Source organism: Saccharibacillus deserti, assembly GCF_013618475.1.
GTDB classification, from domain to species: Bacteria; Bacillota; Bacilli; order Paenibacillales; family Paenibacillaceae; genus Saccharibacillus; species Saccharibacillus deserti.
Genome location: NZ_JABJVN010000001.1, coordinates 92,165 through 115,804, shown reverse-complemented (window position 1 = coordinate 115,804; position 23,640 = coordinate 92,165). Strand labels below are relative to the sequence as shown.

At 56.5% G+C, this 23,640-nt stretch carries 24 protein-coding genes; 9 read left to right on the top strand and 15 right to left on the bottom strand.

Annotated elements, in window-relative coordinates:
* Positions 1 to 13 precede the first annotated feature (13 nt).
* Positions 14 to 1,633 carry an extracellular solute-binding protein gene (locus HOP44_RS00525; protein ID WP_172249616.1) on the bottom strand — a complete coding sequence of 540 codons (1,620 nt, stop codon included), beginning with the start codon at positions 1,631 to 1,633 and terminating at the stop codon, positions 14 to 16.
* Between the two features lie 231 nt (positions 1,634 to 1,864).
* Between HOP44_RS00525 and HOP44_RS00520 the strand changes: the two genes are divergently transcribed.
* A complete protein-coding gene (locus HOP44_RS00520; protein ID WP_172194048.1) occupies positions 1,865 to 2,722 on the top strand; it encodes an AraC family transcriptional regulator in 858 nt (285 codons plus the stop codon).
* 29 nt (positions 2,723 to 2,751) lie between these two features.
* Complete coding sequence (locus tag HOP44_RS23320) at positions 2,752 to 3,057, top strand: DUF6199 family natural product biosynthesis protein (RefSeq protein ID WP_484592903.1); 306 nt, start codon at positions 2,752 to 2,754, stop codon at positions 3,055 to 3,057.
* 211 nt (positions 3,058 to 3,268) lie between these two features.
* Here the strand turns inward: HOP44_RS23320 and HOP44_RS00510 are convergent, their stop codons facing one another.
* The 12 genes from HOP44_RS00510 to HOP44_RS00455 all read right to left on the bottom strand — a co-directional run bounded on the left by HOP44_RS00510 (position 3,269) and on the right by HOP44_RS00455 (position 14,231).
* A complete protein-coding gene (locus HOP44_RS00510) occupies positions 3,269 to 4,042 on the bottom strand; it encodes a class I SAM-dependent DNA methyltransferase (protein ID WP_172249612.1) in 774 nt (257 codons plus the stop codon).
* Positions 4,043 to 4,145: 103 nt separating this feature from the next.
* A complete protein-coding gene (locus HOP44_RS00505; RefSeq protein WP_172249610.1) occupies positions 4,146 to 5,060 on the bottom strand; it encodes a CvfB family protein in 915 nt (304 codons plus the stop codon).
* Positions 5,057 to 5,404, bottom strand: a complete 348-nt coding sequence (rsfS, locus tag HOP44_RS00500; protein ID WP_172249608.1) for a ribosome silencing factor — start codon at positions 5,402 to 5,404, stop codon at positions 5,057 to 5,059. Before rsfS ends, HOP44_RS00505 begins: the two co-directional genes overlap by 4 nt.
* A gap of 3 nt (positions 5,405 to 5,407) precedes the next feature.
* On the bottom strand, positions 5,408 to 6,028 hold the full coding sequence (gene yqeK / locus HOP44_RS00495; RefSeq protein ID WP_172249606.1) for a bis(5'-nucleosyl)-tetraphosphatase (symmetrical) YqeK: 621 nt from the start codon (positions 6,026 to 6,028) through the stop codon (positions 5,408 to 5,410).
* Positions 6,000 to 6,602 (bottom strand): nicotinate-nucleotide adenylyltransferase, encoded by a 603-nt coding sequence (locus HOP44_RS00490; RefSeq protein WP_172249604.1) that lies wholly within the window; start codon positions 6,600 to 6,602, stop codon positions 6,000 to 6,002. Before HOP44_RS00490 ends, yqeK begins: the two co-directional genes overlap by 29 nt.
* A gap of 19 nt (positions 6,603 to 6,621) precedes the next feature.
* On the bottom strand, positions 6,622 to 6,912 hold the full coding sequence (gene yhbY, locus HOP44_RS00485) for a ribosome assembly RNA-binding protein YhbY (RefSeq protein WP_172249602.1): 291 nt from the start codon (positions 6,910 to 6,912) through the stop codon (positions 6,622 to 6,624).
* A gap of 95 nt (positions 6,913 to 7,007) precedes the next feature.
* Complete coding sequence (locus tag HOP44_RS00480) at positions 7,008 to 7,859, bottom strand: shikimate dehydrogenase (RefSeq protein ID WP_216667444.1); 852 nt, start codon at positions 7,857 to 7,859, stop codon at positions 7,008 to 7,010.
* 159 nt (positions 7,860 to 8,018) lie between these two features.
* Entirely contained in the window at positions 8,019 to 9,143 is a 1,125-nt protein-coding gene (gene yqeH, locus HOP44_RS00475; RefSeq protein WP_172249600.1) for a ribosome biogenesis GTPase YqeH, read from the bottom strand.
* Positions 9,140 to 9,667 carry a YqeG family HAD IIIA-type phosphatase gene (locus tag HOP44_RS00470; protein ID WP_172249598.1) on the bottom strand — a complete coding sequence of 176 codons (528 nt, stop codon included), beginning with the start codon at positions 9,665 to 9,667 and terminating at the stop codon, positions 9,140 to 9,142. Before HOP44_RS00470 ends, yqeH begins: the two co-directional genes overlap by 4 nt.
* 104 nt (positions 9,668 to 9,771) lie before the next feature.
* Positions 9,772 to 12,009 (bottom strand): transglutaminase TgpA family protein, encoded by a 2,238-nt coding sequence (locus HOP44_RS00465; RefSeq protein ID WP_172249596.1) that lies wholly within the window; start codon positions 12,007 to 12,009, stop codon positions 9,772 to 9,774.
* A complete protein-coding gene (locus HOP44_RS00460; RefSeq protein ID WP_172249594.1) occupies positions 12,006 to 13,271 on the bottom strand; it encodes a DUF58 domain-containing protein in 1,266 nt (421 codons plus the stop codon). Before HOP44_RS00460 ends, HOP44_RS00465 begins: the two co-directional genes overlap by 4 nt.
* Before the next feature lie 3 nt (positions 13,272 to 13,274).
* On the bottom strand, positions 13,275 to 14,231 hold the full coding sequence (locus HOP44_RS00455) for an AAA family ATPase (RefSeq protein WP_172249592.1): 957 nt from the start codon (positions 14,229 to 14,231) through the stop codon (positions 13,275 to 13,277).
* A 297-nt stretch (positions 14,232 to 14,528) separates the two neighbouring features.
* Between HOP44_RS00455 and HOP44_RS00450 the strand changes: the two genes are divergently transcribed.
* From HOP44_RS00450 to HOP44_RS00440, 3 genes are all read left to right on the top strand, one after another.
* The gene (locus tag HOP44_RS00450) at positions 14,529 to 15,602 is read left to right on the top strand and encodes a M42 family metallopeptidase (RefSeq protein ID WP_172249590.1); all 1,074 of its coding nucleotides are present in this window, start codon (positions 14,529 to 14,531) and stop codon (positions 15,600 to 15,602) included.
* Between the two features lie 110 nt (positions 15,603 to 15,712).
* Entirely contained in the window at positions 15,713 to 15,973 is a 261-nt protein-coding gene (locus tag HOP44_RS00445; RefSeq protein WP_172194034.1) for a helix-turn-helix domain-containing protein, read from the top strand.
* 237 nt (positions 15,974 to 16,210) lie between these two features.
* Entirely contained in the window at positions 16,211 to 16,945 is a 735-nt protein-coding gene (locus HOP44_RS00440; protein ID WP_343059680.1) for a YwaF family protein, read from the top strand.
* A gap of 48 nt (positions 16,946 to 16,993) precedes the next feature.
* Here the strand turns inward: HOP44_RS00440 and HOP44_RS00435 are convergent, their stop codons facing one another.
* The gene (locus HOP44_RS00435; protein ID WP_172249586.1) at positions 16,994 to 17,779 is read right to left on the bottom strand and encodes an SDR family oxidoreductase; all 786 of its coding nucleotides are present in this window, start codon (positions 17,777 to 17,779) and stop codon (positions 16,994 to 16,996) included.
* Positions 17,780 to 18,179: 400 nt separating this feature from the next.
* On the opposite strand from HOP44_RS00435, the gene HOP44_RS00430 reads away from it, so the two are divergent.
* The gene (locus tag HOP44_RS00430) at positions 18,180 to 18,317 is read left to right on the top strand and encodes a DUF1540 domain-containing protein (RefSeq protein WP_172249584.1); all 138 of its coding nucleotides are present in this window, start codon (positions 18,180 to 18,182) and stop codon (positions 18,315 to 18,317) included.
* A gap of 133 nt (positions 18,318 to 18,450) precedes the next feature.
* Here HOP44_RS00430 and HOP44_RS00425 read toward each other — a convergent pair whose 3' ends face one another.
* The gene (locus HOP44_RS00425; RefSeq protein WP_172249582.1) at positions 18,451 to 20,253 is read right to left on the bottom strand and encodes a glycoside hydrolase family 13 protein; all 1,803 of its coding nucleotides are present in this window, start codon (positions 20,251 to 20,253) and stop codon (positions 18,451 to 18,453) included.
* Between the two features lie 260 nt (positions 20,254 to 20,513).
* On the opposite strand from HOP44_RS00425, the gene HOP44_RS00420 reads away from it, so the two are divergent.
* From HOP44_RS00420 to HOP44_RS00410, 3 genes are read left to right on the top strand one after another with little or no spacing between them, the layout of a single operon-like run.
* Positions 20,514 to 21,515 carry a Gfo/Idh/MocA family protein gene (locus HOP44_RS00420; RefSeq protein ID WP_172249580.1) on the top strand — a complete coding sequence of 334 codons (1,002 nt, stop codon included), beginning with the start codon at positions 20,514 to 20,516 and terminating at the stop codon, positions 21,513 to 21,515.
* A complete protein-coding gene (locus HOP44_RS00415; RefSeq protein WP_172249578.1) occupies positions 21,516 to 22,532 on the top strand; it encodes an AraC family transcriptional regulator in 1,017 nt (338 codons plus the stop codon).
* The gene (locus HOP44_RS00410; protein ID WP_172249576.1) at positions 22,516 to 23,610 is read left to right on the top strand and encodes a Gfo/Idh/MocA family protein; all 1,095 of its coding nucleotides are present in this window, start codon (positions 22,516 to 22,518) and stop codon (positions 23,608 to 23,610) included. The genes HOP44_RS00415 and HOP44_RS00410 overlap by 17 nt, the downstream gene beginning before the upstream one ends.
* Positions 23,611 to 23,640 lie beyond the last annotated feature (30 nt).

Sequence of the window (23,640 nt, the reverse complement as noted above, 5' to 3'; positions counted from 1 at the left end):
AACGGACGAGCGCTTAATTTTTGCTCATATAATCGTCATAGTATTTTTGAATGATTTCGATGTTTTGGTCGATGCCGGTCTTTTTGACACTGTCCACGTAGCCGTCCCACTGTTCCTCGACGCCGCCTTTGGTGATCCATTCCGCCCATTTGGACAAAGTCAGCGACAGCATGGACGTGTTGTTCAGCGTCATGGTATTGTTGTCTTCCACGCTGTATTTGATAAATATGCTCGGCAGCACGTCTTTTTCTTTGTCGATCCCGTCCAGCGCCGCTTTCAGCGGTTCCGTCTGTGCGCCGACCGACTGCATATCCGTGCCCAGTTCAAGCTTCAGCGAATCCGCGATATACATCGGACCGTTGTCCGCCCATGTCGTTGTCCATTTCCAGGTTCCCGGGTCCATGGCTTTGTCTCCCGGAGGCAGTACCGCGTAGGTTCCGTCGCCGTTGTCTTTGATATTGGTGCCCAGCGAACCGAACAGGACCTGCATGCTCACTTTCGGATCATACAGTTCGTTGATGAATTTCACGGCCGCTTCTTTGTTTTTGGAAGTCGACGCCAGCGAGACCATATTGACCCCGTAGTTGAGCGAATTGTAATCGTACGTCCAGGACAGGGGATCGCTCGAAGCCGCATTTTCCTTGAGCGGAGCCAGCGATTCGTACTGCGGCGCAAGCGTGTTGCCGACGCGGTCGGTCACTTCCCAGCCCCAGGTGAAGCCGACGGCCGCCGTGTCTCCGCTGCCGCGCGCCACGGATTGGTACTTCGTATAATCCTGCGTGAACACTTCCGTATTGATCAGGCCGGCCGCGTAGCATTTGTGCAGGAACGCCACCAGATCTTTGTAACGTTCATCGGTGAAAAAGTTCTTGACCTGTCCGTCTTCCACGAAATAGCCTTGTCCCGCGTTATCCGTAAGCGTGATCCCCTGACTGCCCAGCAGCACCGTCGGCATGAACGGACCGAAGCCGCCTGTTCCGCTCGGCGCAAAGTCCATCGGAATCTCGTCGTTCGCATCTCCGTTGCCGTTGGCGTCTTTTTCCTTGAATGCGACCAGAACCTCGTACAGCTCATCCCAGTTCGTCGGCGCTTTCAGACCCAGATTGTCCAGCCACTGCTTATTGATAAATTGACGCGTGGTCGTCTCCGGCCAGAAGCGCTGGTATTTCGGCAGCCCGTAGATTTTGCCGTCTAGTTGGGTAGAGATGGCTTTTGTTTCCGGTTTCTCCCCGAACATGGTTTGGACATTGGGGGCACCGGATTCGATCAGCGGCGTCAGGTCTTCGAACAGCCCCGGGAACTGCGCGTAATCGGCATCCGTAATAGCGTTGGGACCGATGATCAGATCGGGAATATCGCCGCCTGCGAGCAGAGCGCCTTTTTTCTGGCCCCAGTCCGCGCTGACTTCCTGCCATTCGATCTCGACGCCCGCCCGTTCTTCCGCTTCCTGCAGCCATTTCATTTTGGAAAACTCCTGGGTCAGCGGGTGCTTCGTCATGATTGCGGTCAGTTTGACTTTGCCGTCCGGCGTCGTCTGCGCGCTTTCGCCGCTCCCTTCTTCCGAACCGCCGCAGCCCGAGAGCAGCCCCGCCCCAAGCGTCAGAATCGCCAGAATCGCCAATCTTTTTCCCATGATCCGATCCCCTCCGTTTTTCGATGCCCTATTTTGAATCCGCTTACAAAGTCATTTGTCGACTCTAGATTAATCGGATCTCAGGTCTCGGCAAATAGTTTAAAGTTCGAATAAGTGTCAAAAGGTTAGCTTGTAAGGGGCGGTCTCTGGCGGGAGGGGAGGTTTTGTGTTAGCGTTATTTTAGACCTTTTTTTGTAAAAAAACTTTCACCGGATAAAGGGGGCCGCTTTGATGATTGCGTACGAGCTGTCCGTCGATTCTCCCGTCGAGCTGGCGATTACCGGCAAATTCGTCGCACCCGACGCCAACTGGATTCACCTCAGCCGCACGCTGACGGATTACGAACTGATGGTCGTCACGGAAGGCGTCTTGTATCTGGCCGACGGAAGCCAGCGTTTCACCGTGTCGAAAGGCGAATATTTGCTGCTGCCGCCTTCGACCGAGCAGTACGGGTACCGGGTATCGGAATGCAGTTTTTACTGGCTGCATTTTTCCGCCAAAGCGCAGGATGTCGTCACCGTAAATGCGGATCAGGGACTGCCGGACAAGCAGGAACAGAAAATTGTGCTGCCGCGCTACGGCAAACTGAAAAGCCTCGAGAAAATGATTGTCATGATGAAGCAGCTCCAGGATTCCGTCCGCAGTTACGATACGTCCCCGCTCAACGATTACATGTCGACCGTCATTTTATGCGAGCTGTACAACCAGATCGTGCACGCGGAATCTTTTTCCGTCAAAAAGACCCGGCAGGAGCAGCTTTACCACGACATCGTCGACTATATCAAATGGAGCCGCGGCCAGCCCGTCAAAGTCTCCCAAATTGCGGAAGTGTTCGGTTACAACGAAAAATATATTTCGCATCTGTTCTCTTCGATCTCGGGTATATCGCTCAAGCAGTATATTCTGCAGCAAAAAATGGAGCTGGCCAAATACCTGCTGACCGACACGAACCAGAATATCAGCGAAGTTTCCGTCAAGCTCGGCTACAGCGATTCCCACAATTTCATGAAAGCGTTTAAAAAGATAGTCGGACTGACGCCAAGCGATTTCCGGAACGCTTACGCGAAACGGCTGCTTTTTTACGAATAATGCCCGGTCCGGTCCGATAACGGACACAAATCGGCCTTTTCCTCGCAAAACCTTGTCCAACCCGGCAAGCGACAAGAACTTCTCAAGTTCTGCCGCGTATACACAAGACAGCGTTTCGCGGAAAGGGGCTGATCTTTATCCTGTTCCTGCTTTTTCTTGTTCTTGTAGCTGTCGGAGCGGTGAACGTATTGGCACCGCAGTGGATCTGGCGCAGGCGGTACGGACAGACCGGAAGCGACCACAACCGGCCGACTCCCGCTCCGATCACGTGGAGCCGCCTTGCCGGCATGGCGGCGCTGCTGGCCGCCCTTCTGCTTCTTGTCAACGGCTTGTAAGCGCGAAGGAGCGGCCCAAGCGGCGATCTACCGTATGTATCTTGGCCGAATGCCAGGCGGTAGGTAGGCGGAAATTAGGCAGACATATCAAAAAACGGATTCCCCGGGGGAATCCGTTTTTGAGTACGCCTGGGTTCTGGGACGCGATTTGGGGTCACGATCAACGCATAGCATCGTCCGATACGGCAGATAAACCGGTCCGCTGCTTTCTTTATTTGACCGCCACGGCAAATAGACGCTCCGCCCCTTCTCCCGGTGCCGTCCATTCGAAATCGGCGTAGAAATCGGCGCGCGAGAATCCGGCGCGCAGCAGCGCCTGCTTCAGCCACTCCGCTTCGTAAGCCCGTTCCACATGCACTTCGTCGAACCGGTCGTACACATCCGAACTTCCCCCGCCGGAACGGCGAACGAAAATACGCAGATGATGCTCGATTTCGGTCCGTTCTTCATCCAGTCCGCAGGTCCAAATGTACGAGAGGCCTTTTTCGTCGAAAACGAACGGCTGCTCTTCTTCGTAGCGCCGCAGGGTGTCGGGATGGTGGACATCGAACAGGAACGTACCCCCGGGCTTCAAGCCGGCCGCCGTCGCCCGGAACGTTTTCTCGATTTCTTCCGGTTCGGTCAGATAGTTCAGGCAGTCGCAGAAAGACACGACCGAATCGACCGGCTCCGGCGCCTGCCACCCGGTCATGTCCTGCCGTACGAAGCGCAGGCTTCCGCTGCGCAGCAGCCCCTGCAGCGAGGGCTGCTCGTCCGCTTTGCTGCGGGCGACGGCCAGCATATCTTCCGACAGATCGATCCCGGTCACGCGATAACCTTCTTCGGCCAGCATGGCGGTCAAAGTACCGGTGCCGCAGCCCAGCTCGACCACATCGGCCGGTTTCCCGTGCTTTTCCCAGGCTTCGAGCGCGAACCTTTTCCACTTGGCGTAAGGCATATCCTGCATCAGCTCGTCGTAGACATAAGCGAATTTCCCGTAAGACATCTCAGTGCCCCTCTCCTTCTTCTTTTTCCCGCAAAAAAACGGCTCTTTTCCGTACCCGGAAAAGAGCCGTCCTTTGCCTAACCCGTTTCCGCCCGCGCGGATCTTACTGCTCGGAGCCGGAAGTGTCTTCGCCGGTCTGCTTGAGACGCGTCCAATTGTCTTCCTGCTCGATCAATCCCTGCTTCATCAGGCGGCCAAGCGCGCGCTTGAACGCCGACTTGCTGATCCCGAAGCGCAGCTTGATGATATCTGGAGCCGTGCTGTCGGAGTAAGGCATTGCGCCGCCTTCACGGGCACGCATAAATGACAGAATCCGTTCGGCATCTTCGTCCATTCCGATTTCTTTGGGCTGTGCCATCGACAGATTCACGCGACCGTCTTCTTCGCGTACGCGTGCGACCCGGACATCGATCACTTCGCCCAGACGCAGCGGCCGCGGCCGTTCCGTCGAGTGAATCAGACCGAGTGCGCCGAATCCCAATACGCCGCCTTCAACAACCACGAAAGTGCCCATCTGGAGAGGACGGTATACCGTCGCTTTCATCCACTGGTTTTTCCACGATTCGGGCGCCTGGAAACAAAGCGGAGCCAATTCTTCTTCGCCCGAAGCGCGGGCAAGAAGACGTCCTTGTTTGTCGCGGTCCATTCGTACGAAGACCCGGTCGCCGATTTCCGGCTGCAGTTCCGGAAGTTCCGGCAGTTCGCGCTTGGGCAGCAGCAGTTGGCGGCCGAGACCCATTTCGAGGAAGCAGCCGAGACGCGGATGAATATCGGCTACTTCCAGTGCGCCGATCTCGCCGAACGTCAGCAGCGGCTTTTTCATCGTTGCGATCAGCCGGTCTTCGGAATCGTGGTGAATAAACACTTCGGTTTCCTGACCGTTGCGGAATTTCATATTGCCGGTACGCTCCGTATAAGGAAGCAGCACCTCATCCATGCCGTTTGTCATAAAAAATCCGTGCGGCGAAACTTCACGGGCCACCTTCAGCGTGACGATCGTCCCCGCTTCGAGACTCATACCGTTTCCACCACTTTCGCATCCGACCAGACGCGTTCAATATTGTAATATTCCCGTTCGTCGCGATGGAAAATGTGTACCACGACATCGCCCAGATCCATCAATACCCACCGCGCCGAGTCCATGCCTTCGATCCCGCGGATCGTCGCGCCGGCATCCAGGACGCGCTTGCGGACTTCCGAAGCGATCGCTTGTACCTGCGTATCGGAATTGCCGTGACAAACGATGAAATAATCGGCGACCATGGAGATGCCGGTCAAGTCCAAACCTACGACATTCATCGCCTTTTTGTCTACAGCGGCCTCCGTCGCGAGATGGAGCAGTTCTTTTGGTTTTACACTCATTCGTTATCCTCCCTTGTTTTCGGATACCGGCTTCGTCTGACTTGCCCGCTCACGCTCTGCAAGCTGGCGAATCAGATCGTTGCGTGCCAGTACCGTTGTCGGAAATATCTGTTGTCCCCGTTCGACCAATACGCGAAGCGTAGAGTCGAATCCGGCGATCAATCCTTCTTCCAGACTGAGCCGGGCTTTGCCCCGAATAAGTTCGACTCCGGGGAATTCGCGGCCGGGCTCGATATAATCGGCCAGACAGACCACTTTGTCAAGCAGGGTCATGCCTTCGCGGCCGGATGTGTGATAGCGGATCGCATCGACGACTTCACGATCTTCGATCCCGTATTCGTATTCCGCCACGTAGGCGCCCACTTCGGAGTGCCACAGCGGAGCATCGTAATTCAGCAGTTCGGCATTCAGTCCATTCTCGGCAATCACCGCGGCCTGCCGCTGAACGGGCCAATACTTGGCCACGTCGTGAATAATCGCCGCAAGTTCCGCCCGCGCGGGATCGGCACCGTAAAGTTCGGCCAATTCAACCGCCGATGCCATGACCCCAAGCGTATGCTGCCATCTGCGGGCCGGCATCTGCGACGATACCCGCTCAATCAGTTGTTCGCGCGTATGCCGCATGCGGACCGCTCCTTTGCAAATAATCGTACACCTTTTCCGGTACCAGATAACGGGCCGAACGGCCTTTTTTCAGCCGCTCGCGAATCTCCGTAGACGAGATTTCGAGCTGAGGCATATCGAAATAATCGATTTGGCTTGCGACCGAAGGGGGCAGTACATCGGAATTCAACTCGTAACCGGCACGGCCGACCGCGGCAAACCGCGTCAGTTCGACCAGCTTCTCGATCCGTTCCCACTTGGGCAAATAGTTGACCATATCCGTCCCGATGATGAAATGAAAACGGGCTTCCGGATATTTCTCCGCCAGTTCGCCCATCGTATCGGCCGTGTACGAAACGCCACCGCGCGTAAGCTCGATATCGAGGGTCCGAAACGCCGGTTGGGCGCCGATCGCAAGTTCCACCATACGCATCCGTTCCTCGCCGGAGAATCCGGCTTCGGCTTTGTGCGGGGGAATATGCGACGGCATAAACCACACTTCGTCCAGACCCAGCTCTTCACGCACCGTTTCCGCGGCGACCAGATGCCCGATATGGATCGGATCGAACGTTCCGCCCATGATTCCGATCTTCATACGCATTCACTCCTCCGCGTTACGGCAGTTCGATTTGCTTGTGTTCTTTCGACGGCTTGTACAAAATGATCGTACGGCCGATAACCTGTACCAGTTCCGCTTCCGCGGCCTGGGCCAGTTCCGGTCCGAGCTGTTTGGGTTCTTCGTCGCAGTTGTTCAGTACCGCCACTTTGAGCAGTTCGCGAAGTTCGATCGCTTCGTTGATATGACGAACCAGCTGTTCGTTGAGGCCGCCTTTTCCGATTTGGAAAATCGGGTTCAGATGGTGGGCCTGCGAGCGTAAATAACGTTTTTGTTTGCCTGTCAGCATAGGTTTGATAGACTCCTCTTTTTGGAAAATGCCGTTGACGGGAATGTTTCCCGCCGACGGGCAGGTGTACTTAATATTCTTTTACCCATTTCGGGCTAGACGTTCATGCTTGCCAGTACGGCCCTGCGCATGACGCCGACCGGAGCCTGAACGCCTGTCCAATATTCAAATGCATAAGCGCCCTGATAAACGAACATGCCCAGGCCTCCGTGTGTCCGGCAGCCCTGCTGCCGCGCCGAACGCAGCAGCCGCGTCTCCAGCGGGTTATAGATCAGGTCGCTGACGATCTCGCTGCCGCGAAGCAGCGCAGGATCGAGCGGCAGCCCTTCGAGATGCGGATGCATGCCGACCGAAGTCGTGTTAATCACGATATCGGCGGTCTTCAGCGCTTCGGCCGCGCGCTCCGAAGGCAGGGCCGCGATATCGGCGAGATCGCTCCACTCGCGCGCGAGTTTCTCCGCTCTTTCCGGCGTACGGTTCAGCAGCAGGATCCGGTCCGGCGCTTCGGCCGCCAGCGCGTAGATGATTCCGCGCGCCGCGCCTCCCGCTCCAAGGACAACGATGCGGCGGCCTTCAAGTTCGGCCGCCGCTTCTTCCTTCAGGGAACGGACATAGCCGATTCCGTCGGTATTGCGGCCGATCAGCCGGCCTCCTTCGTTCACGATCGTATTGACCGCCCCGATTCGCCGGGCATCTTCGCCCAGCTCGTCGAGCAGCTCCATGACGGATTCCTTGTGCGGAATCGTCACGTTGATCCCCCGGTATTCTTCTTCGCGCACCGTACGGATCATGGCTTCGAGCCGGTCCGGCTGGATATGCAGCGCCGAGTAGCTGCCCGGAATCGAGCATTCGCGCAGCGCAGCCGTATGCATGACCGGCGACTTGGAATGCGCAATCGGATCGCCGATGACTCCGAGCTTGAGCGGATGCTTATTGATTGGATTCAACGGATTTCCCCTCCCGAATACGGTGCGGGCTAGTACCTTGTCAACACCAAAGGTAAGGTTACGCTTCCCTGAGATTTCGTACCTGAAGCATGTACGAAGTCTCCGACGGAATTGTTGTTTCAGGAAAACGTAAACCTCGGATTAAGAGTTGACAGGGTGCTAGACCAGCGATTCGCGCATAATGACCTTAACGCCTTTCGGTGCATGGATCGCAACCTTGGCCCCGCTCTCGCCGTTCGCTTTGATCCAGCCAAGACCGGAGACGAACAAATCCTGGGCGCCGCCTTTGGGCACGCGGAATTCATGGCGGGTCCAGGCCGGCAGATCGGGCAGACTTTCGCGCGAAGGCGGCGTCAGCATTTCCCCGGCGTGCTCGGCGTACAATTCGTCGGCACGGCCCAGTTTGGTCCGGTGCAGATTCAAAGCTCCGCTTGTGTAGAAAGTAAACGATTGACGTTGGCCTTCGACAAAGTCGAACCGCGCCAGTCCTCCGATAAAGATCGTCTGTCCTTCGTTCAACTGATAGACAGCCGGTTTAAGCGGCTTTTCCGGCATGACCTTGACCAGATCTCCGGGCGTAACCAGTTCCGTATAACGGGAAGGATAGACAATCCCCGGCGTATCGACGATATAATGTCCGTCGTCCAGCGGAATGTTGACCATATCCAGCGTGGTTCCCGGATAACGGGAAGTCGTCAGTTCTTCTTCGAGATCGCTGTAATCGCTGATCAGGCGGTTGATCAACGTAGACTTGCCAACGTTGGTCGCACCTACCACATAGACGTCTCGATCGCCTCGGCGGTCCGCCACTTCCTGAAGAAGACGGTCGAAGCCGAGATTTTTCTTGGCGCTGCATAATACGATTTCTTCCGTTTTCAATCCGGCTTCTTTCGCCTGCTTCTGTACCCAGTTGCGGATTTTGTTCCAATTGGTCACCTTCGGCAGCAGATCGATTTTGTTGACCGCGAGAATAACCGGATTGCTGCCTACAAAGCGCTGCAGTCCGGTAATGACGCTGCCCTGGAAATCGAACAGGTCCACAATGTGGATCACGAGAGCTTTACGGTCGCCGATTTGGCTGAGCATCCGCAGAAATTCATCCTGATTTACGGCGACCGAAGCAACCTCGTTGTAATTTTTGATACGGAAACAGCGGCGGCAGATTTGCCCGCCTTCTTCCTTGAGCTGCGGAATATAGCCGGGTCCTGCCGGATCTTCCGTTTGAAGCGGAGCTCCGCATCCGCTGCAGCGGATGACGGCGGAGCCTTCGAGTCTTTCCGTCATTTCTTCTTTTCCTCCTTGAGCCATTTGCCCATTCTGCGCAGACGTGCGATCGCAACGCGCTCAATCCTGCGATTGAACCGGGTCCGCCAGCCTTCGTCGCCGATCGCGATCGGCAGAACCAATACCGTGTACAGACCCAGACGGTTGCCTCCGAGCACATCGGTAAGCAGTTGGTCGCCGACGACAATCGTCTGCTTCTCGCTGAGTTTCATCAGCTGCATCGCTTTGCGGAAAGGCGCATGGGAAGGCTTGCGTGCCCCATGCACAAATTGGATATCCAGCGGCGTCGCGAAAACGGACACGCGGTTCATATTATTGTTGGATACAATCACAAGCTGAAACCCGAGTTCTTTGACTTTCGCAAACCATGCGATCAGTTCCGGCGTGGCATTCGGGGCTTTCGCACCGACCAGCGTATTGTCCAGGTCCGTGACGATCCCCCGGTAACCGCGCTTATACAAATCTTCCAAATCGATATCGAATACCGTGTCGACCTGAAGTTTCGGCAGCAGTGTTTCAAACAAAATCGTGTCACCCCATTAAGACCCTATCCCGAAACGGCGTGCGCCGTTTCGGGATAGTCTCCTTAGTCTTTAAGTTCAAACTATATCACAGCCGACGCTTCGCGTCAGCTATTGGATTCCGGCACGGCCGGCGAAGCCGGATAGTACCCTTTCCAATTTTTGCGCAGTTCGGAAGCCAGATGCTGCATTTCGAGCCATTCCTTATCCGTGATGCGTTCCGGGCTGTAGCGGGCTTTCTCGAAAAGGGCCAGAATCGGCGCAATCGCAGCTTCCGATCCGGCGACTTTCTTGTCCCAACGGGAGACCGATTCGCGCAGCGTCTCGTGCTCTTCCCGCTTCAGGCCTTTGCGCTTCAGGAAACGCAGGAAACGTTCCGTCTCCAATACGATTTTCTGGTCCGCCGTCAGCGGTCCGCCCATTCGCAGTCCCATCAGGAAGAAGTAGACCGAGCGGCGGCGCAGCCAGAGCAGATACGCTCCCCAGGCCGCAACGACAACCGCTGCCGCCGCTACGATGATCGGGACGAGATTGGAATCGGAATCCGTAGGCGCCGCCGCTTCGTTCGGTGCGGTTTCCTCTTCTTCCTCTTCCGGCTGTTCGGCCGGCTGCTGCTTCACTTCGGAATCGTCGGGTGCCAACGACTCTTCAAGCAGCGGCACGGTAAAGCCGCGCGTCGCTTCGACAGGTACCCAGCCGTAATCGCCGAAATACACTTCCGCCCAGGAATGGGCATTGGCATTGGTGACTTCGTACTGCGAGCTGTTTTCGCTGAAACGGTCCGGCACATCGCCCGAAGGCGTACCCGGCGCGTAGCCTTTGACCCAGCGTGCGGGTATGCCCTGCGAACGCGCCATCATGACCATGGCGGTCGAGAAGTAATCGCAGTACCCTTCCTTGATATCGAACAGGAAACTTTCGACGAAGTCGTCGCTCTGCCGGCGCGACAGCGTCGGATTGTTCGTATAGAGATAATTCTGCTGCAAATGCTGCTGCAGCAGATAAACTTTCTCGTACGGCGTTTGTCCCGAAGCCGTCACTTCGGCGGCCAGGTCCGTCACGCGCTGCGGAAATCCGCGCGGAATCTGGACATAGCGCGGATCCACGCCTTCCGGATACAGCTTGTCGTACGCTGCCGCCTGCAGGGCGTCTACCGGTACGACCGGAACCTTCGACGTGATCGTGTACGTCTTCGGATAGATTCTCGCGCCGCGGCCCGCACGCTCCTGCCAATGCAGTTCGCCCTGTTCCGGCTTCCACTGCATACGGCTCTCGCCGTTCTCGACATCGAGACTTTCGACCTTGTTGATCGCATAGGCTCCGAACAAGACGGGATACGTCGAATCGCTCTGCATCGTAACTTTCTGGCGTACCGTTTTGGTCGGCGTCAGCGGAGCCGCTTCGGTCTCCAGCTCCTGCTCGCGCGATACTTCTTCAAGCGAACCCCAGCCGCTGTCGGCATCCCAGCCGCTGCCCGTATAGGTCATCCGGGTCTCGCCGCGCCAATAGCTGCGCTCCGTCGATTCGATGGTCATGACGGGCGTATAGTCGAAATTGAAGCCGCCTCCGAGCTGGCCGTCTTCCCGGCTGTATCCGGAAGCGGACGCTTGTCCCTGCAGCAGCCCGTTGGCATTGAACGCCACATTCGACGTCCCCTGCATCTGCCTCCAGGCCGTATACGGGTCGGTCAGGATCGGCTGTACAAACGGCATATTGACACCCGCCAGAATGACAAGCGAAAAAACGACCGCCGTATTGATCAGCAGTTTGAACGGATTGCGCCGAATCGCTTTCCATCCTCTCGGGAAACGGGTCTGAAACCGGCGGAAATGGTCGCATACCAGCCAGCCCATTGTCGCGAAGACGATCCAGGCGACCTGCTTCCACAGCGATACGACGGTAAAAGAGTCCAGCGCGGCCATGGGCACGATATTCAGAAAAGCGAAAATCAAAATGCGGCGCTGGCTGTTAACCGCACGGATACACAATTCGAACAGCAGCCAGCCGATCAGCGCAAACCAGACATAAGGGAACATCGCCTGGGAAAACTGTTCCGCTCTCGAGGCAAGCGTTCCGGACGGCTGAAAAATGCCGTAACTTTTGAGCGTCGCATACATCGCAACCACAAAGCCGGCAGCCTTCAGCCCCAGGCGAAACCAGGAAATGTCCGGCAGCAGCACATGGATAACGGCTACCGTGGCCAGAACGGCCAGCACAAGCGCGTTCGTCTCATCGAACCAAACGGTTCGCGTATAATTCAGCCATTGAATGGCGAAGATCATCAGCCAGACGGCCGCAACCGCCGTATACCACGACGATTTGAATGATTCGGCCCATTTTTTCATCGGGTTCCTCCTCCCAGCACGGCAGGCAGCTCATCCAGGCTGCCCGTCCGGTAAGCGGCTATTCCTTTGGCCCGCAGCGAAGAGATCCACTGCCGGGAAGCGGCAGTGCCCTCCCCTTCCGAAACCGGGGATTCCGCGATCTGAACATGGCAAAAACCCATCTGGTGCGTCTGGGCAAAACGGATCAAATCCAGGACCGGACTGTCCGCCAGAGGCGTAACGAGCACAAGTACCGCTCCTTTGGGCAGCCGGGCAAGCGCGGACTCGAGTCCGGCCAACAGCGAACCGCTGCCTTTCGGATCCAGATCCACCAGGTGATCCATCATCGGGTGGATTCGGGAACGTCCCTGCAGCGGATTGAAGACATTCACTTCGCGGCCGATCGAACACAATCCGATCGGAATCGATTCGCGGCTTCCGTATTCCAGCATGGAAGCCGCGGCCGAGACCGCGGTTTCGAACTGCCTGGACGAACGATAATGGTCTTCGAAAGCGTCGAGGACGATCATCGTTTTGGGAATCGATTCGTATTCGAATTCTTTGGATTTCCATTCTCCCGTCCGGGCTGTCGCATTCCAGTGAATACGCGAAATCCGGTCGCCGTATATATAGTCCCGGACCCCGCCCACCTGATTGGTCTCCCGGCCGGATACATTGCCCACCGACTGGGGACCGAGCAGCCGATTGCGCCGGTCAAGCAGCTGCCATTTCGCAATATCGGCCGTACGGGGCAGAACCCGAAACTCTCCGCGTGCGGAGAACGTCCCCCGGTGCTCGATCAGGCCGAAGATATCTTCGGTTACGCATTCCGTATCGGAAAAAGCATACCGTCCGCGTTCGAGCGGCGGCGTCTGGAACAGCAGCTCGCCGCTTCCGTTCATGCTCGGAACAAGGCTTTCCTCGAACGACCAGGTTTCGCCGCTGTGGCGCTTGAGCGTCTCGCGCACGATTACATAGGGCAGGGGCAGAAATCCGGGGATTTCCAGACGAAGCCGGACCCGGATCTGATCGCCGGCATGCAGCACGCCCCCCCATTCGCCGAGTTCGCCCGAAAAACTCCGTTCCCCGCGGGTCCGGCCAATTCCGTTCAGGCCGCCGAACAGCAGATAAAGACCGAAGAGCGTAACCATGGCAAACAGCATGACCGAAGTCTTGCCCCCCTGAAACAGCAGATAAAACAGGCAGCAGAGCCACACCGACAGCAGCATCGACATTTTGGCGGGTGACAGTTTCGGTTTGAAAAGGCTCCAGATTTCCCGCATGGGTTAGCGTCCCATCGATACCGGCACGCTGCTGGCGGCCAGCAGATTGCGAATCAGCGATTCGGCATTCAGGCTGTCCAACCGGGCTTCCGGACGGATCAGGATACGGTGCGGCAGCACATAGGGCGCCAGTTCCTTGATATCGTCGGGCAGGACGAAATCGCGTTCATTGATAAAAGCGTACGCTTTGGCCGCCAGCGCAAACGAGATCGAAGCGCGGGGGCTTGCGCCCAGCAGAACCGAAGGATGTTCGCGTGTAGCCCGGACAATGCCCAACATATATGAAGTGACGGCGTCGTTCATATGGACTTCCCGTACCTCGCGCTGGATGCCCGCGATCGTCGCCATATCGGTCACGGCATGCAGTTGATCGGCGGGTTGGCCGACACGGTTGGCGCTGATCAGGTTTTTCTCCGTCTCGAGATCCGGATAGCCCATATGCAGTTTCATCATGAAACGGTCGAGCTGCGCTTCGGGCAGCACATAGGTCCCTTCAAAGTCGATCGGATTCTGCGTCGCGCAGAGCATAAACGGATGCGGCAGCGGATGGGTCTCCCCGTCCACCGTTACGCTGCGTTCCTCCATCGCTTCCAGCAGTGCGGATTGGGTCTTGGTTGTCGCCCGGTTGATTTCGTCGGCGAGCAAAATGTGGGACATAATCGGGCCCGGCCGGAACTGGAACCGTTCTTCGCGGGGGTGATAGATCGATACGCCGGTAATATCGGTCGGCAGCAGATCGGGGTTGCACTGCACCCGGCGGTAGACGCCTTCCATCGAACGGGCCAGCGCTTTGATCATCTGCGTTTTCCCGGTGCCGGGCACGTCTTCGATCAGCACGTGGCCTCCGGCAAGCAGCGAAGTCATCAACAATTTTATCTCAAAGGTTTTCCCCAATATGCACGACTCGAGATTCGATCTTACGGCGGTAACGATCTGCATGGATTCGGAACTTACGGACATATGGACAACCTCCTAAGTCATTCTCCTACGTGGCAAGCGATGTACAAATCGGCCCTGCGGCCGAGTGGAAAAGCGGTTCGTTCAGACGAGATATAAAAAGACGGCATTTGTTCAAGAAACAAGCGGCCGCCGAAAACGTTGTGCCCATATATTGTACACGATCGAAGCTGCGAACGCACACCTATCCCCCGAAAAGGATACGGTCTTGCCGTGACAATTCCCGCTCAAGCCTGCATACTGGTAAAAGAGCGGACGCGGATTTGCCGCGTTCTTATTTTGGGATGGGAGAGTGCAAGCATGAATAACGAAACACTGGCTTTATTTAAAGAACTGACCGAGTTCCCGGCGGCTCCGGGATTCGAACGCGATCTGCGCGCAAGGGTCAAGGAAATGCTGTCCGCGTATACGCAGGAGTTCGTCCAGGATCGCCTCGGAAGTCTGTTCGGCGTCATGCGCGGCCAGGAAGACGGACCGAAAGTCATGGTGGCCGGCCACTTCGACGAAGTCGGTTTTCTCGTCAACGGCATTACCGAAACGGGCCTCGTACGCTTTCAGCCGCTCGGCGGCTGGTGGAGTCAAGTCGTGCTGGGACAGCGCCTGCAGATCGTGACCGAAAACGGTCCCGTTATCGGAGTCGTGGGATCGACCCCGAAGCATCTGCTGGGCGAGGCGGAAGCCAACCGTCCGGCGGACCTGAAGTCCATGTATATCGATCTGGGTGCCGACAACCGTGCGGAAGCGGAAAGTTTCGGCATCCGGATCGGCCAGCAGGTGCTGCCGATCTGCGACTTCACCCCTCTTTCCAATCCCAAGAAAATCATGGCCAAAGCCTGGGATAACCGTTACGGGGTGGGCCTGGCTGTCGAACTGCTGAAAGAGCTGCAGGGAGAAAAGCTGCCCAACACGGTCTACAGCGGCGCCACGGTACAAGAAGAAGTCGGTCTTCGCGGAGCAAGAACGGCGGCCAATCTGATCCAGCCTGACATTTTTTTCGCGCTCGACTGCAGTGCCGCCAACGACATGACGGGCGACCGCAATCTGTTCGGGCATCTCGGCCAGGGAGCGCTGCTGCGCATCTTCGACCCGACAATGATTACGCACCGCGGCCTGCTGGAATATGTGCAGGACACGGCGTCCACGCACCGTATTCCCGTTCAACCGTTTATTTCGCCGGGCGGAACGGATGCCGGACAGGTCCATTTGAGCGGGATCGGCGTGCCGTCGACCGTCATCGGCATCTGCGGACGGTATATCCATACCTCCTCTTCGATCATCCATACCGACGATTACGCGGCAGCCAAAGAGCTGCTGGTTCGCCTAGTCAAAGGCCTCGACCGCAGCACATTAAACACGATTGTCCGACGGGCCTGATTCAAAAAGCGGATTTATGCAAAAAAATAATGATTTCGCCCAAATTCGTTGTCAAAAACCATTAGAAAAAGACATGCCCCGTCCGATATAAGTCTTAAGGGGTGGTTTTAGTGGCAACTAAGGGACAAACGTTTTGCAAGTACAGCTATGAAACGAAGCTTAGAGCCGTCCAAATGCGTATGGACGGAATGACGAAAAAGCAAGTGGCGAAAGAGCTGGGCATCTATGATCTAAACCGTTTGAAAATTTGGATGCGCAAATATAAGGCTGAAGGCGAACTAGGTCTAATTGACCATAGAGGTAGACGCGAAGATGCGTTTATGGAGCCGGATTTCGCCGAAAACGAGTTGAGTGTCCAAAGCGTTGGATAAGTTTCCCTACCGATTCTCATTGCTTTATGCACAAAAAGCGGCAGACCCGAATTCAAGCCGAAAGGCAAACGGGGCGCCGCTTTTTGGCGTTCTCCTGCCCGTTTGACCGGACAAAATCATTGACGAACCTTCGGCAATCCGGGAAGATGTAGGGGAAAAGTTTGAGCGATGTGTATACATATAAACCGTATTCCCTGTGCCGGGAATACGGTTCGCGCATGAATGGAGGCCGTCCAGGTGCCCGATTCTTTTTTCTCGTCGTCCGTTTCCGGACCGTTTGCCTTGTTCTCGCCCGCCCATCTGGCTTCGCTTGGGCTGTTTTTGACCGCGGCGGTTCTGCTGTTCGCTTTTCGGCGCTCGATAAGGACTTCGCCGAGACTTGCGTTTGCCCTGCGTCTGATCTTGTTGGCCGCTCTGACGGTCTCCGAAGCTTCGCTCCATATCTGGTACGTGACGCAGCAGATTTGGAACGCACGCTTTACGCTGCCGCTCGAGCTGTGCAGTCTGATGCTTCTGGCCGCGATTTTGATGCTGATTACCCGCAGCCGTTTTCTCGCAGGGCTTGTTTTTTTCGCGGGCATCGGGGGTGCCCTGCAGGCGCTGATTACCCCCAATCTGGCTTTTGATTACCCGCATTTCCGCTTCATCCAATTCTTCGTTGCCCATGCCGCCATCATCTTGTCCGCGCTTTATATGGTCTGGATCGAACGGTTCCGGCCGACTTGGCGTACCCTCCTGACGGTCATGCTGTCGTTGAACGCAATCGCGCTGGCGGTTTATCTGCTCGACCGGCTGCTGGATGCCAACTACATGTTTTTGCGCGGCAAGCCGGATTCGCCTTCGGTGTTGGACATGCTCGGCGAGTATCCGCTGTATATTCTGGCCGAAGAACTGCTGGCGCTGCTGACATTCACGACGCTGTATATCGTGTTCTTCGTGATTCCCGATGCGCTGCGCCGCGGACGCGGTTAGCCTTGGCGCACCCTTTCTTCTCGCGGCGGTGCCACCCCATAACGGATGTCAGAGCAGGGATTCCGCACCGTCGACATACATTTCGGTACCGCTGACATGCGAGGATTCGTCCGATGCCAAGAAGAGAACCAGTTTGGCGACTTCTTCCGGCTTGCCGGGTTTGCCTTTGAGCGGGTGGCTGCCTTCCGGATATTCCACGGGAATCGCAATTTCTTCCAGGTCGTCGCTCGGGAACGTATTTTTGTCGATATTGGTGTCGATGGCTCCCGGGCAAATGGCGTTGACCCGAATCTTGTAACGTCCCAGTTCCAGAGCCGCCATCTTGGCAAAAGCGACCTGCCCGGCTTTGGAAGACGAATAGGCGGCAAAGCCCGTACCCGAGAAAATCCGGTTTCCGTTGACGGAACTTGTGATAATGACGCTTCCCCCTTCTTTTTTCAAATAAGGGATCGCATATTTGACCGTGGCAAAAGTGCCGCGGAGATTGGTTTCAAGCGTTTTGTTCCAGTCTTCGATCTCCATCGTCTCGATCGGCGCCGCCGCTCCGTTAATGCCCGCATTGGCAAAAACGACGTCGATACGATCCCAGGTTTCCCCCACTTTTGCGACTGCTTCTTTTACCGACTCGGGATCCGATACGTCGCATTCCACGACCAGCGCCTCGCCGCCGCCCGCTTCGATTTCCTGTTTCGTCTGCTGCGCCGTATCCGCCGTCAGTTCCAGAACCGCTACCTTGGCTCCTTCCTGTGCAAACCGAATCGCGCTGGCTTTTCCGATTCCCGAACCTGCTCCCGTTACCACGGCTACTTTACCTGCCAAGGCTCCTGTTGTCATGATCTATTTCCTCCCTGTCGCTGTGAATGATGACGCGTGGATTTGTTTGTGTCATTTATTGGGTAACCTTTCCTCTTTTCCGTGAAACCGCTTTGAAAAGCCCAGACCGAAAATGTTTTCAAAATTTTACGGTTTCGGTTGAATCTTCGCTGATGATATGATAAATTGGGTATATCCTGAGAGTGAGTCTCATTCTCCAGAGAGTGAATCTCATTATCTCGACAATGAAAATCATCCTCACCATTTCCGAACATTTCGTTCGATTTCAGTCCCGAATATTCATATTTTTCTTAAAACGCGGGTTGCGAACCCGCTTATTTGTGTTATATTGGATTTATAAGTTTTGTTGCCATGACGGTCAGTCCGCAGCAAAAATCCAATGCACACGGAGGTTTTTAATATGTCTGATATCCAATGCCAAGTTTCGGATTGCACCAACTGGGAAGCCAACAGCTGCACGGCCGACAAGATCGAAGTGATCTTCGCTCCCGACCATACGGCGGAATGCACGACTTTCGAAGAAAAACAGGAAGCTTGATTCAAACCTCGTTTTGAAGCCGGGCGGCTATGAAAATCGGATACACCAAAAAGCGGTTCCCTTTGACGGGAACCGCTTTTTTGATGTTCATTTTCCCGAGAACGGCAGAGCTTGACGGAAACTCCGCCGATTCCTATTCGCCTGCCGACGCAAGACGGTACACGGCGGATTGGTACGGCAGCAGATGCAGCTTGTACTCTCCTTGCACCAGCCGGAACGGTGCGCCGGCCCCCGAAGTTCCGGCATGCGCCGGCGCACTGCCGAGCAGCAGCTCGCCCGTTTCGGCCAACCTTGCCCATTCGCCGTTGACGGAACATTCCCGGGCTTCATGCGAGAAATTGACCAAGATCATCCAGCGCTCGCCCTGCGCTTCGCGGATGTAGAAGAACATCCACTCGTCCTCCAGCGGCAGCATCGTAAGATCTCCATGTGCCGGGACGGGAGACTGCTTGCGAAGTTCGATCAGCCGGCGGTAGTGGTGGAAGACCGAATTCCGGTCGCTGCGCTGGTCTTCCGCATTCGCCTCGTTTCCTTCCGGCGCCAGCGGAATCCACGGCGTGCCGGTGGTAAACCCGCCCTGCGCTTCGTTGGTCCAGCGAATGGGCGAACGGGCGCCGTCCCGGCTTCGCGCATGCAGACCGGCAAGGGCTTGTTCCGGCTCCATGCCCTGCGCGGTAAGGCGCTTGTAGGCGGCAGCCGTCGCTTTGTCCCGATAATCGCCTGGCGACCGGTAATCGGCATTGGGCATGCCCAGTTCTTCGCCCTGATAAACGAGCGGAGTTCCCGGCAGCGTATGCAGAAACGTTCCGATCGCTTTGGCCGCCGCTTCGTTCAAGTCCGTGTCGGTTTGGCCGGAACCACGGCCCGCCCCCCTGCCGAACAGGGTTCCGATCATGCGCGGATGATCGTGCGTATTCAGATAGGTCGCGTAGGCGCCCCGGCCAAAGACCTCTTTGTACCAGCGCACGACGCTTTCCTTGAGCGTAACGGGCGACCAATCGGGGTCGGTTTTCCACGGATCGCCGAAGTCTTTGCCCAGCCGGATCAATTCCATCTGCAGCACCATATCCATCTCGCGCCGCTCGGGAGCGGTATACCGGACTACTTCGTCCATCGTGACGGTAGGCGCTTCGCCCAGTGTCAGCGTGCCCGGGTAACGGCCGAACGTTTCCTCGTTCAGCTCGCGCAGCAGTTCGTGAATGCCCGGGCCGTTTTTGTAAAACTGCTGGCCTCTCGGATGACGGGCTTCCTCCGGCGCGTTCGGGAACGACGGATCTTTGGAAATCATGTTGATCGCATCCAGACGGAACCCGTCCACCCCTTTGTCCAGCCAGAACGTGATCATTTTGTACAGATCCCGCCGCATCGCTTCATTCTGCCAATTCAGATCGGGCTGTTTTTTATCGAAAATGTGCAAGTAGTATTCGCCGGTCGCTTCATCGAATTCCCAGGCCGATTCTTCCGAAAAAGACCGCCAGTTGTTGGGAGGTCCTCCGTCTTCGCCCGGCGGCTTCCAGATGTAATAATCGCGGTACGGATTGTCTTTGGACGACCGGGATGCCTCGAACCACGGATGTTCGTCCGACGTATGGTTGATGACCATGTCCATGATCAGCCGGATGTCGCGCTCGTGCAGTTTGGCGATCAGTTCTTCCATCTGCTCCATCGTCCCGTACGCGTCGTGAATCTTATAGTAATCGCGAATATCGTAACCGTTATCTTCCATCGGCGAATCGCATACCGGACCGATCCAGACGGCGCTGACGCCGAGTTCGGCCAGATAGTCCACTTTTTCCAGCATGCCGCCGATATCGCCCCAACCGTCGCCGTCGCTGTCTTTGAAGCTTGGCGGATACAGCTGGTACAGCACGCCTTCTTTCCAATAATCGGCGGATCCGCTTTGCTGCCCGACCCGCGTATCGTGTTCCCGTTCCATGGCTTTCCTCCTTTTGGCTCTAAACTGCCGCTGACGGCTTCCGCACTGCCCGGCAGCTCCCTTCCTTTAGGGGATAACCGGAAACCGCCCCGCCTAAACAACGCACTCGCAAATCGCGGGACGGGATCGCTCTCTCTCAAATAGATGTCGCAATATTGAATGTTAAATGTCGTATGGTTTTAGTGAATTCGGAAAGAGCGTATGCTATTTTAAGTAGGGAAATGTCAGAATTTTAGATAGGGCGACAGGAGGACGATTCATTGACGATTCGTGTAGGCAAAGCAAGTCTGTGGCATGTGCACGCTTGGGATTATATCGCTCAGGCGCAGAGCCATCCCGACACGGCGATTACGGCCGTATGGGACGAAATTCCGGATCGGGGCCGGGAAGCGGCCGAAAAGCTCGGGGTTCCTTATTACGAAACACTCGGCGGCATGCTGGGTTCCGGCCTTGTCGACGCAATCATCGTGGATGCGCCGACCTACCGGCACAAGGAAGTCATGGTCGAAGCAGCCCGTGCGGGCAAGCATATTTTTACGGAAAAAGTCATTGCGGCGACTGCGGCGGACGTCTCGGAGATCGTCGAAGAAGTCGACCGCGCAGGCGTCAAACTGACCGTTTCGCTGCCTCGTCTGAACGAAGGCTATACGCTTGCGATCCAGGACATCCTAAAGAGTGGACGGCTCGGCCGCATCACCTATGTCCGGGCCCGATTGTCGCACGACGGAGCGCTGGCCGGCTGGCTGCCGGAACATTTCTATAGCGCGGAGCAGTGCGGCGGGGGCGCCTTGATCGATCTGGGCTGTCATCCGATGTATCTGTCCGCCCTGTTCCTCGGAGAACCGGTTACCGGTGTGAGCGCGACTTTCGGTTACGTGACCGGCCGGGAAGTCGAAGACAATGCCCAGGCGACACTGTCGACGGCATCGGGAGCGATCGCTTCGGTGGAAGCGGGATTCGTCAATGCCCATTCGCCTTTCGCCGTCGAAGTCCACGGTACGGAAGGCACTCTTCTCTACGGGACGCCGGAGAACAAACTGCTGCTTCGGTCCAAACGGGATACTTCCGCTTCCGAATGGACCGAACAATCTTTGCCGGAGAACCGGGAGAGCGCTTTCGAACAGTGGGTCCGCCATATTCAGGAAGGAACAACGGCTTCGGAGAATGTGGCGGCGGCGATCGAACTCACCCGTCTGATGGAAGCGGCCAACCGCTCGGCACGGGAAGGCCAAGCGATTTCGCCGCGGGAGCTGAATGCCTAAATGACGGGACGTTTTGTACGCACTGCTTTTCCTTATGAGACCATGTTCGACAAAGGGGATATTCTGGAGCGGCTTGAGATTGCGGTAAATTGGGGCCATTACGAGATTCGAGTGCTCCGTTTCCACCTCACCTCGTTCGAGCCCGGACGCATCATCAATTTCCATAACCATTCGACTTACGAATTTCATTTTATCCCGCGCGGCGCGGGCCGGGTCATTCTGGACGGTCAGCCCTACTCGCTGTCGGAAGGTCTGCTGTATCTGACGGGGCCGGGTGTGATGCATTACCAGGAAGCCGATCCCCATCGGGCCATGGAAGAGCTGTGTTTGCATCTCGACATCGTCCCCAAGTTCAATCCGGCGGCCGACCCCTGGGAAGCGGCCGAAGCCGAAGATTGTATGCAGAAGCTGAACGTGCTGCCGATTCGTCCCGCACCGGACAGCCACGGAGCGATGCCGTGTTTTTTGGAAGCGTATGAAGCGTGCGAGACCAAACGGATCGGCTACTATACCGCGATCCGTATGCAGGTCATCGCTATTCTGCTCAAAACGATCCAGGCGTACGATTCCGGCGATGTCGGCACCGAAGCGCCCAGCCGCGATATGGCCGCGTACCGCTACGACTACGCCGTGCGTTATATGGAAGCCAATTATACATCGGGTCTCCGGCTGGAAGACGTCGCGGAGAAGCTTGATCTGAGTCCAAGGCAGCTTCAGCGCATTTTCCGGGGCGTCGATCCCGACCGGCCGTTCAGCCGGGTGCTGGAAGATATCCGGCTGCTGGCCGTATGCGACAGACTGCGGAACGGCAGCTTGTCTATCGAGCGGATCGCGGAACTGGAAGGTTTTTCGACCGCCGCTTATCTGCATACCGTTTTTCGCAAACGGATGGGGCTCTCTCCTTCCGTGTACCGAAAAGCCAAGCGGTCCGAGCTGCATCGGCATCCCGCCGAAACGCCGCCCGAGTCGTTTTCCCATATCCCAAACGAGGTGAATCATCATGAGCCAAACGTATAAAATCGGTATCGTCGGCTGCGGCGGTATCGCAAACGGCAAACATCTGCCGAGTCTGAGCAGGCTGGGCAACGTCGAATTGGTCGCTTTCTGCGATGTGGTACCGGAACGGGCGGAAGAAGCCGCAGCCCGATACGGCACCGAAGGAGCCAAAGTCTACACCGACTATACCGAGCTGCTGCGGGACGTTACGATCGATATTATTCACGTCTTGACGCCAAACGAATCGCATGCACGGATCTCGATCGCCGCGCTGGAGTCGGGCAAGCACGTGATGTGCGAGAAGCCGATGGCCAAAACGGCAGCGGAAGCGCGTCAAATGGTACAAGCGGCGGAGCGCAGCGGCAAAAAGCTGACGATCGGCTACAACAACCGTTTCCGTCCGGACAGCCAGCATCTCAAAAAAGTCTGCGAAGCCGGAACGCTGGGCCATATCTATTATGCCAAGGCCCATGCGATCCGCCGCAGAGCGGTACCGACCTGGGGCGTATTTCTCGACGAAGACAAGCAGGGCGGAGGTCCGCTGATCGATATCGGCACCCATGCGCTGGATCTCACGCTGTGGATGATGGACAACTACAAACCCAAAGTAGTGCTCGGCACCAAATACCACGAGCTGTCCCAGCGAGAGAATGCCGCCAATGCCTGGGGCCCTTGGGATCCCGAGAAATTCAAGGTCGAAGATTCGGCTTTTGGCATGGTCGTGATGGAAAACGGAGCAACGGTCGTGCTGGAATCCAGCTGGGCCCTGAATTCGCTTGACGTGGACGAATCCAAATGCAGCCTGAGCGGCAGCGAAGGCGGCGCGGATATGAAGAACGGCCTGCGGATCAACGGCGAGGAGTTCGGCCGCTTGTACACCAAGGAAGTCGATCTGTCTTCCGGCGGCGTAGCGTTCTACGAAGGCAAAGCCGAGAGCGATTCCGATCTTGAAATGTTCCGCTGGATTGAAGCGATCGAACAGGATCTGACGCCTACCGTTACGCCCGAGCAGGCTTGCGTTGTGTCCGAGATTCTCGAAGCGATCTACGAATCGGCACGAACGGGCAGAGCCGTGTACCTGGACGGATCGGAGAACTGAGCGAACGGCGTCCGACTGCCGGGGTCCGGC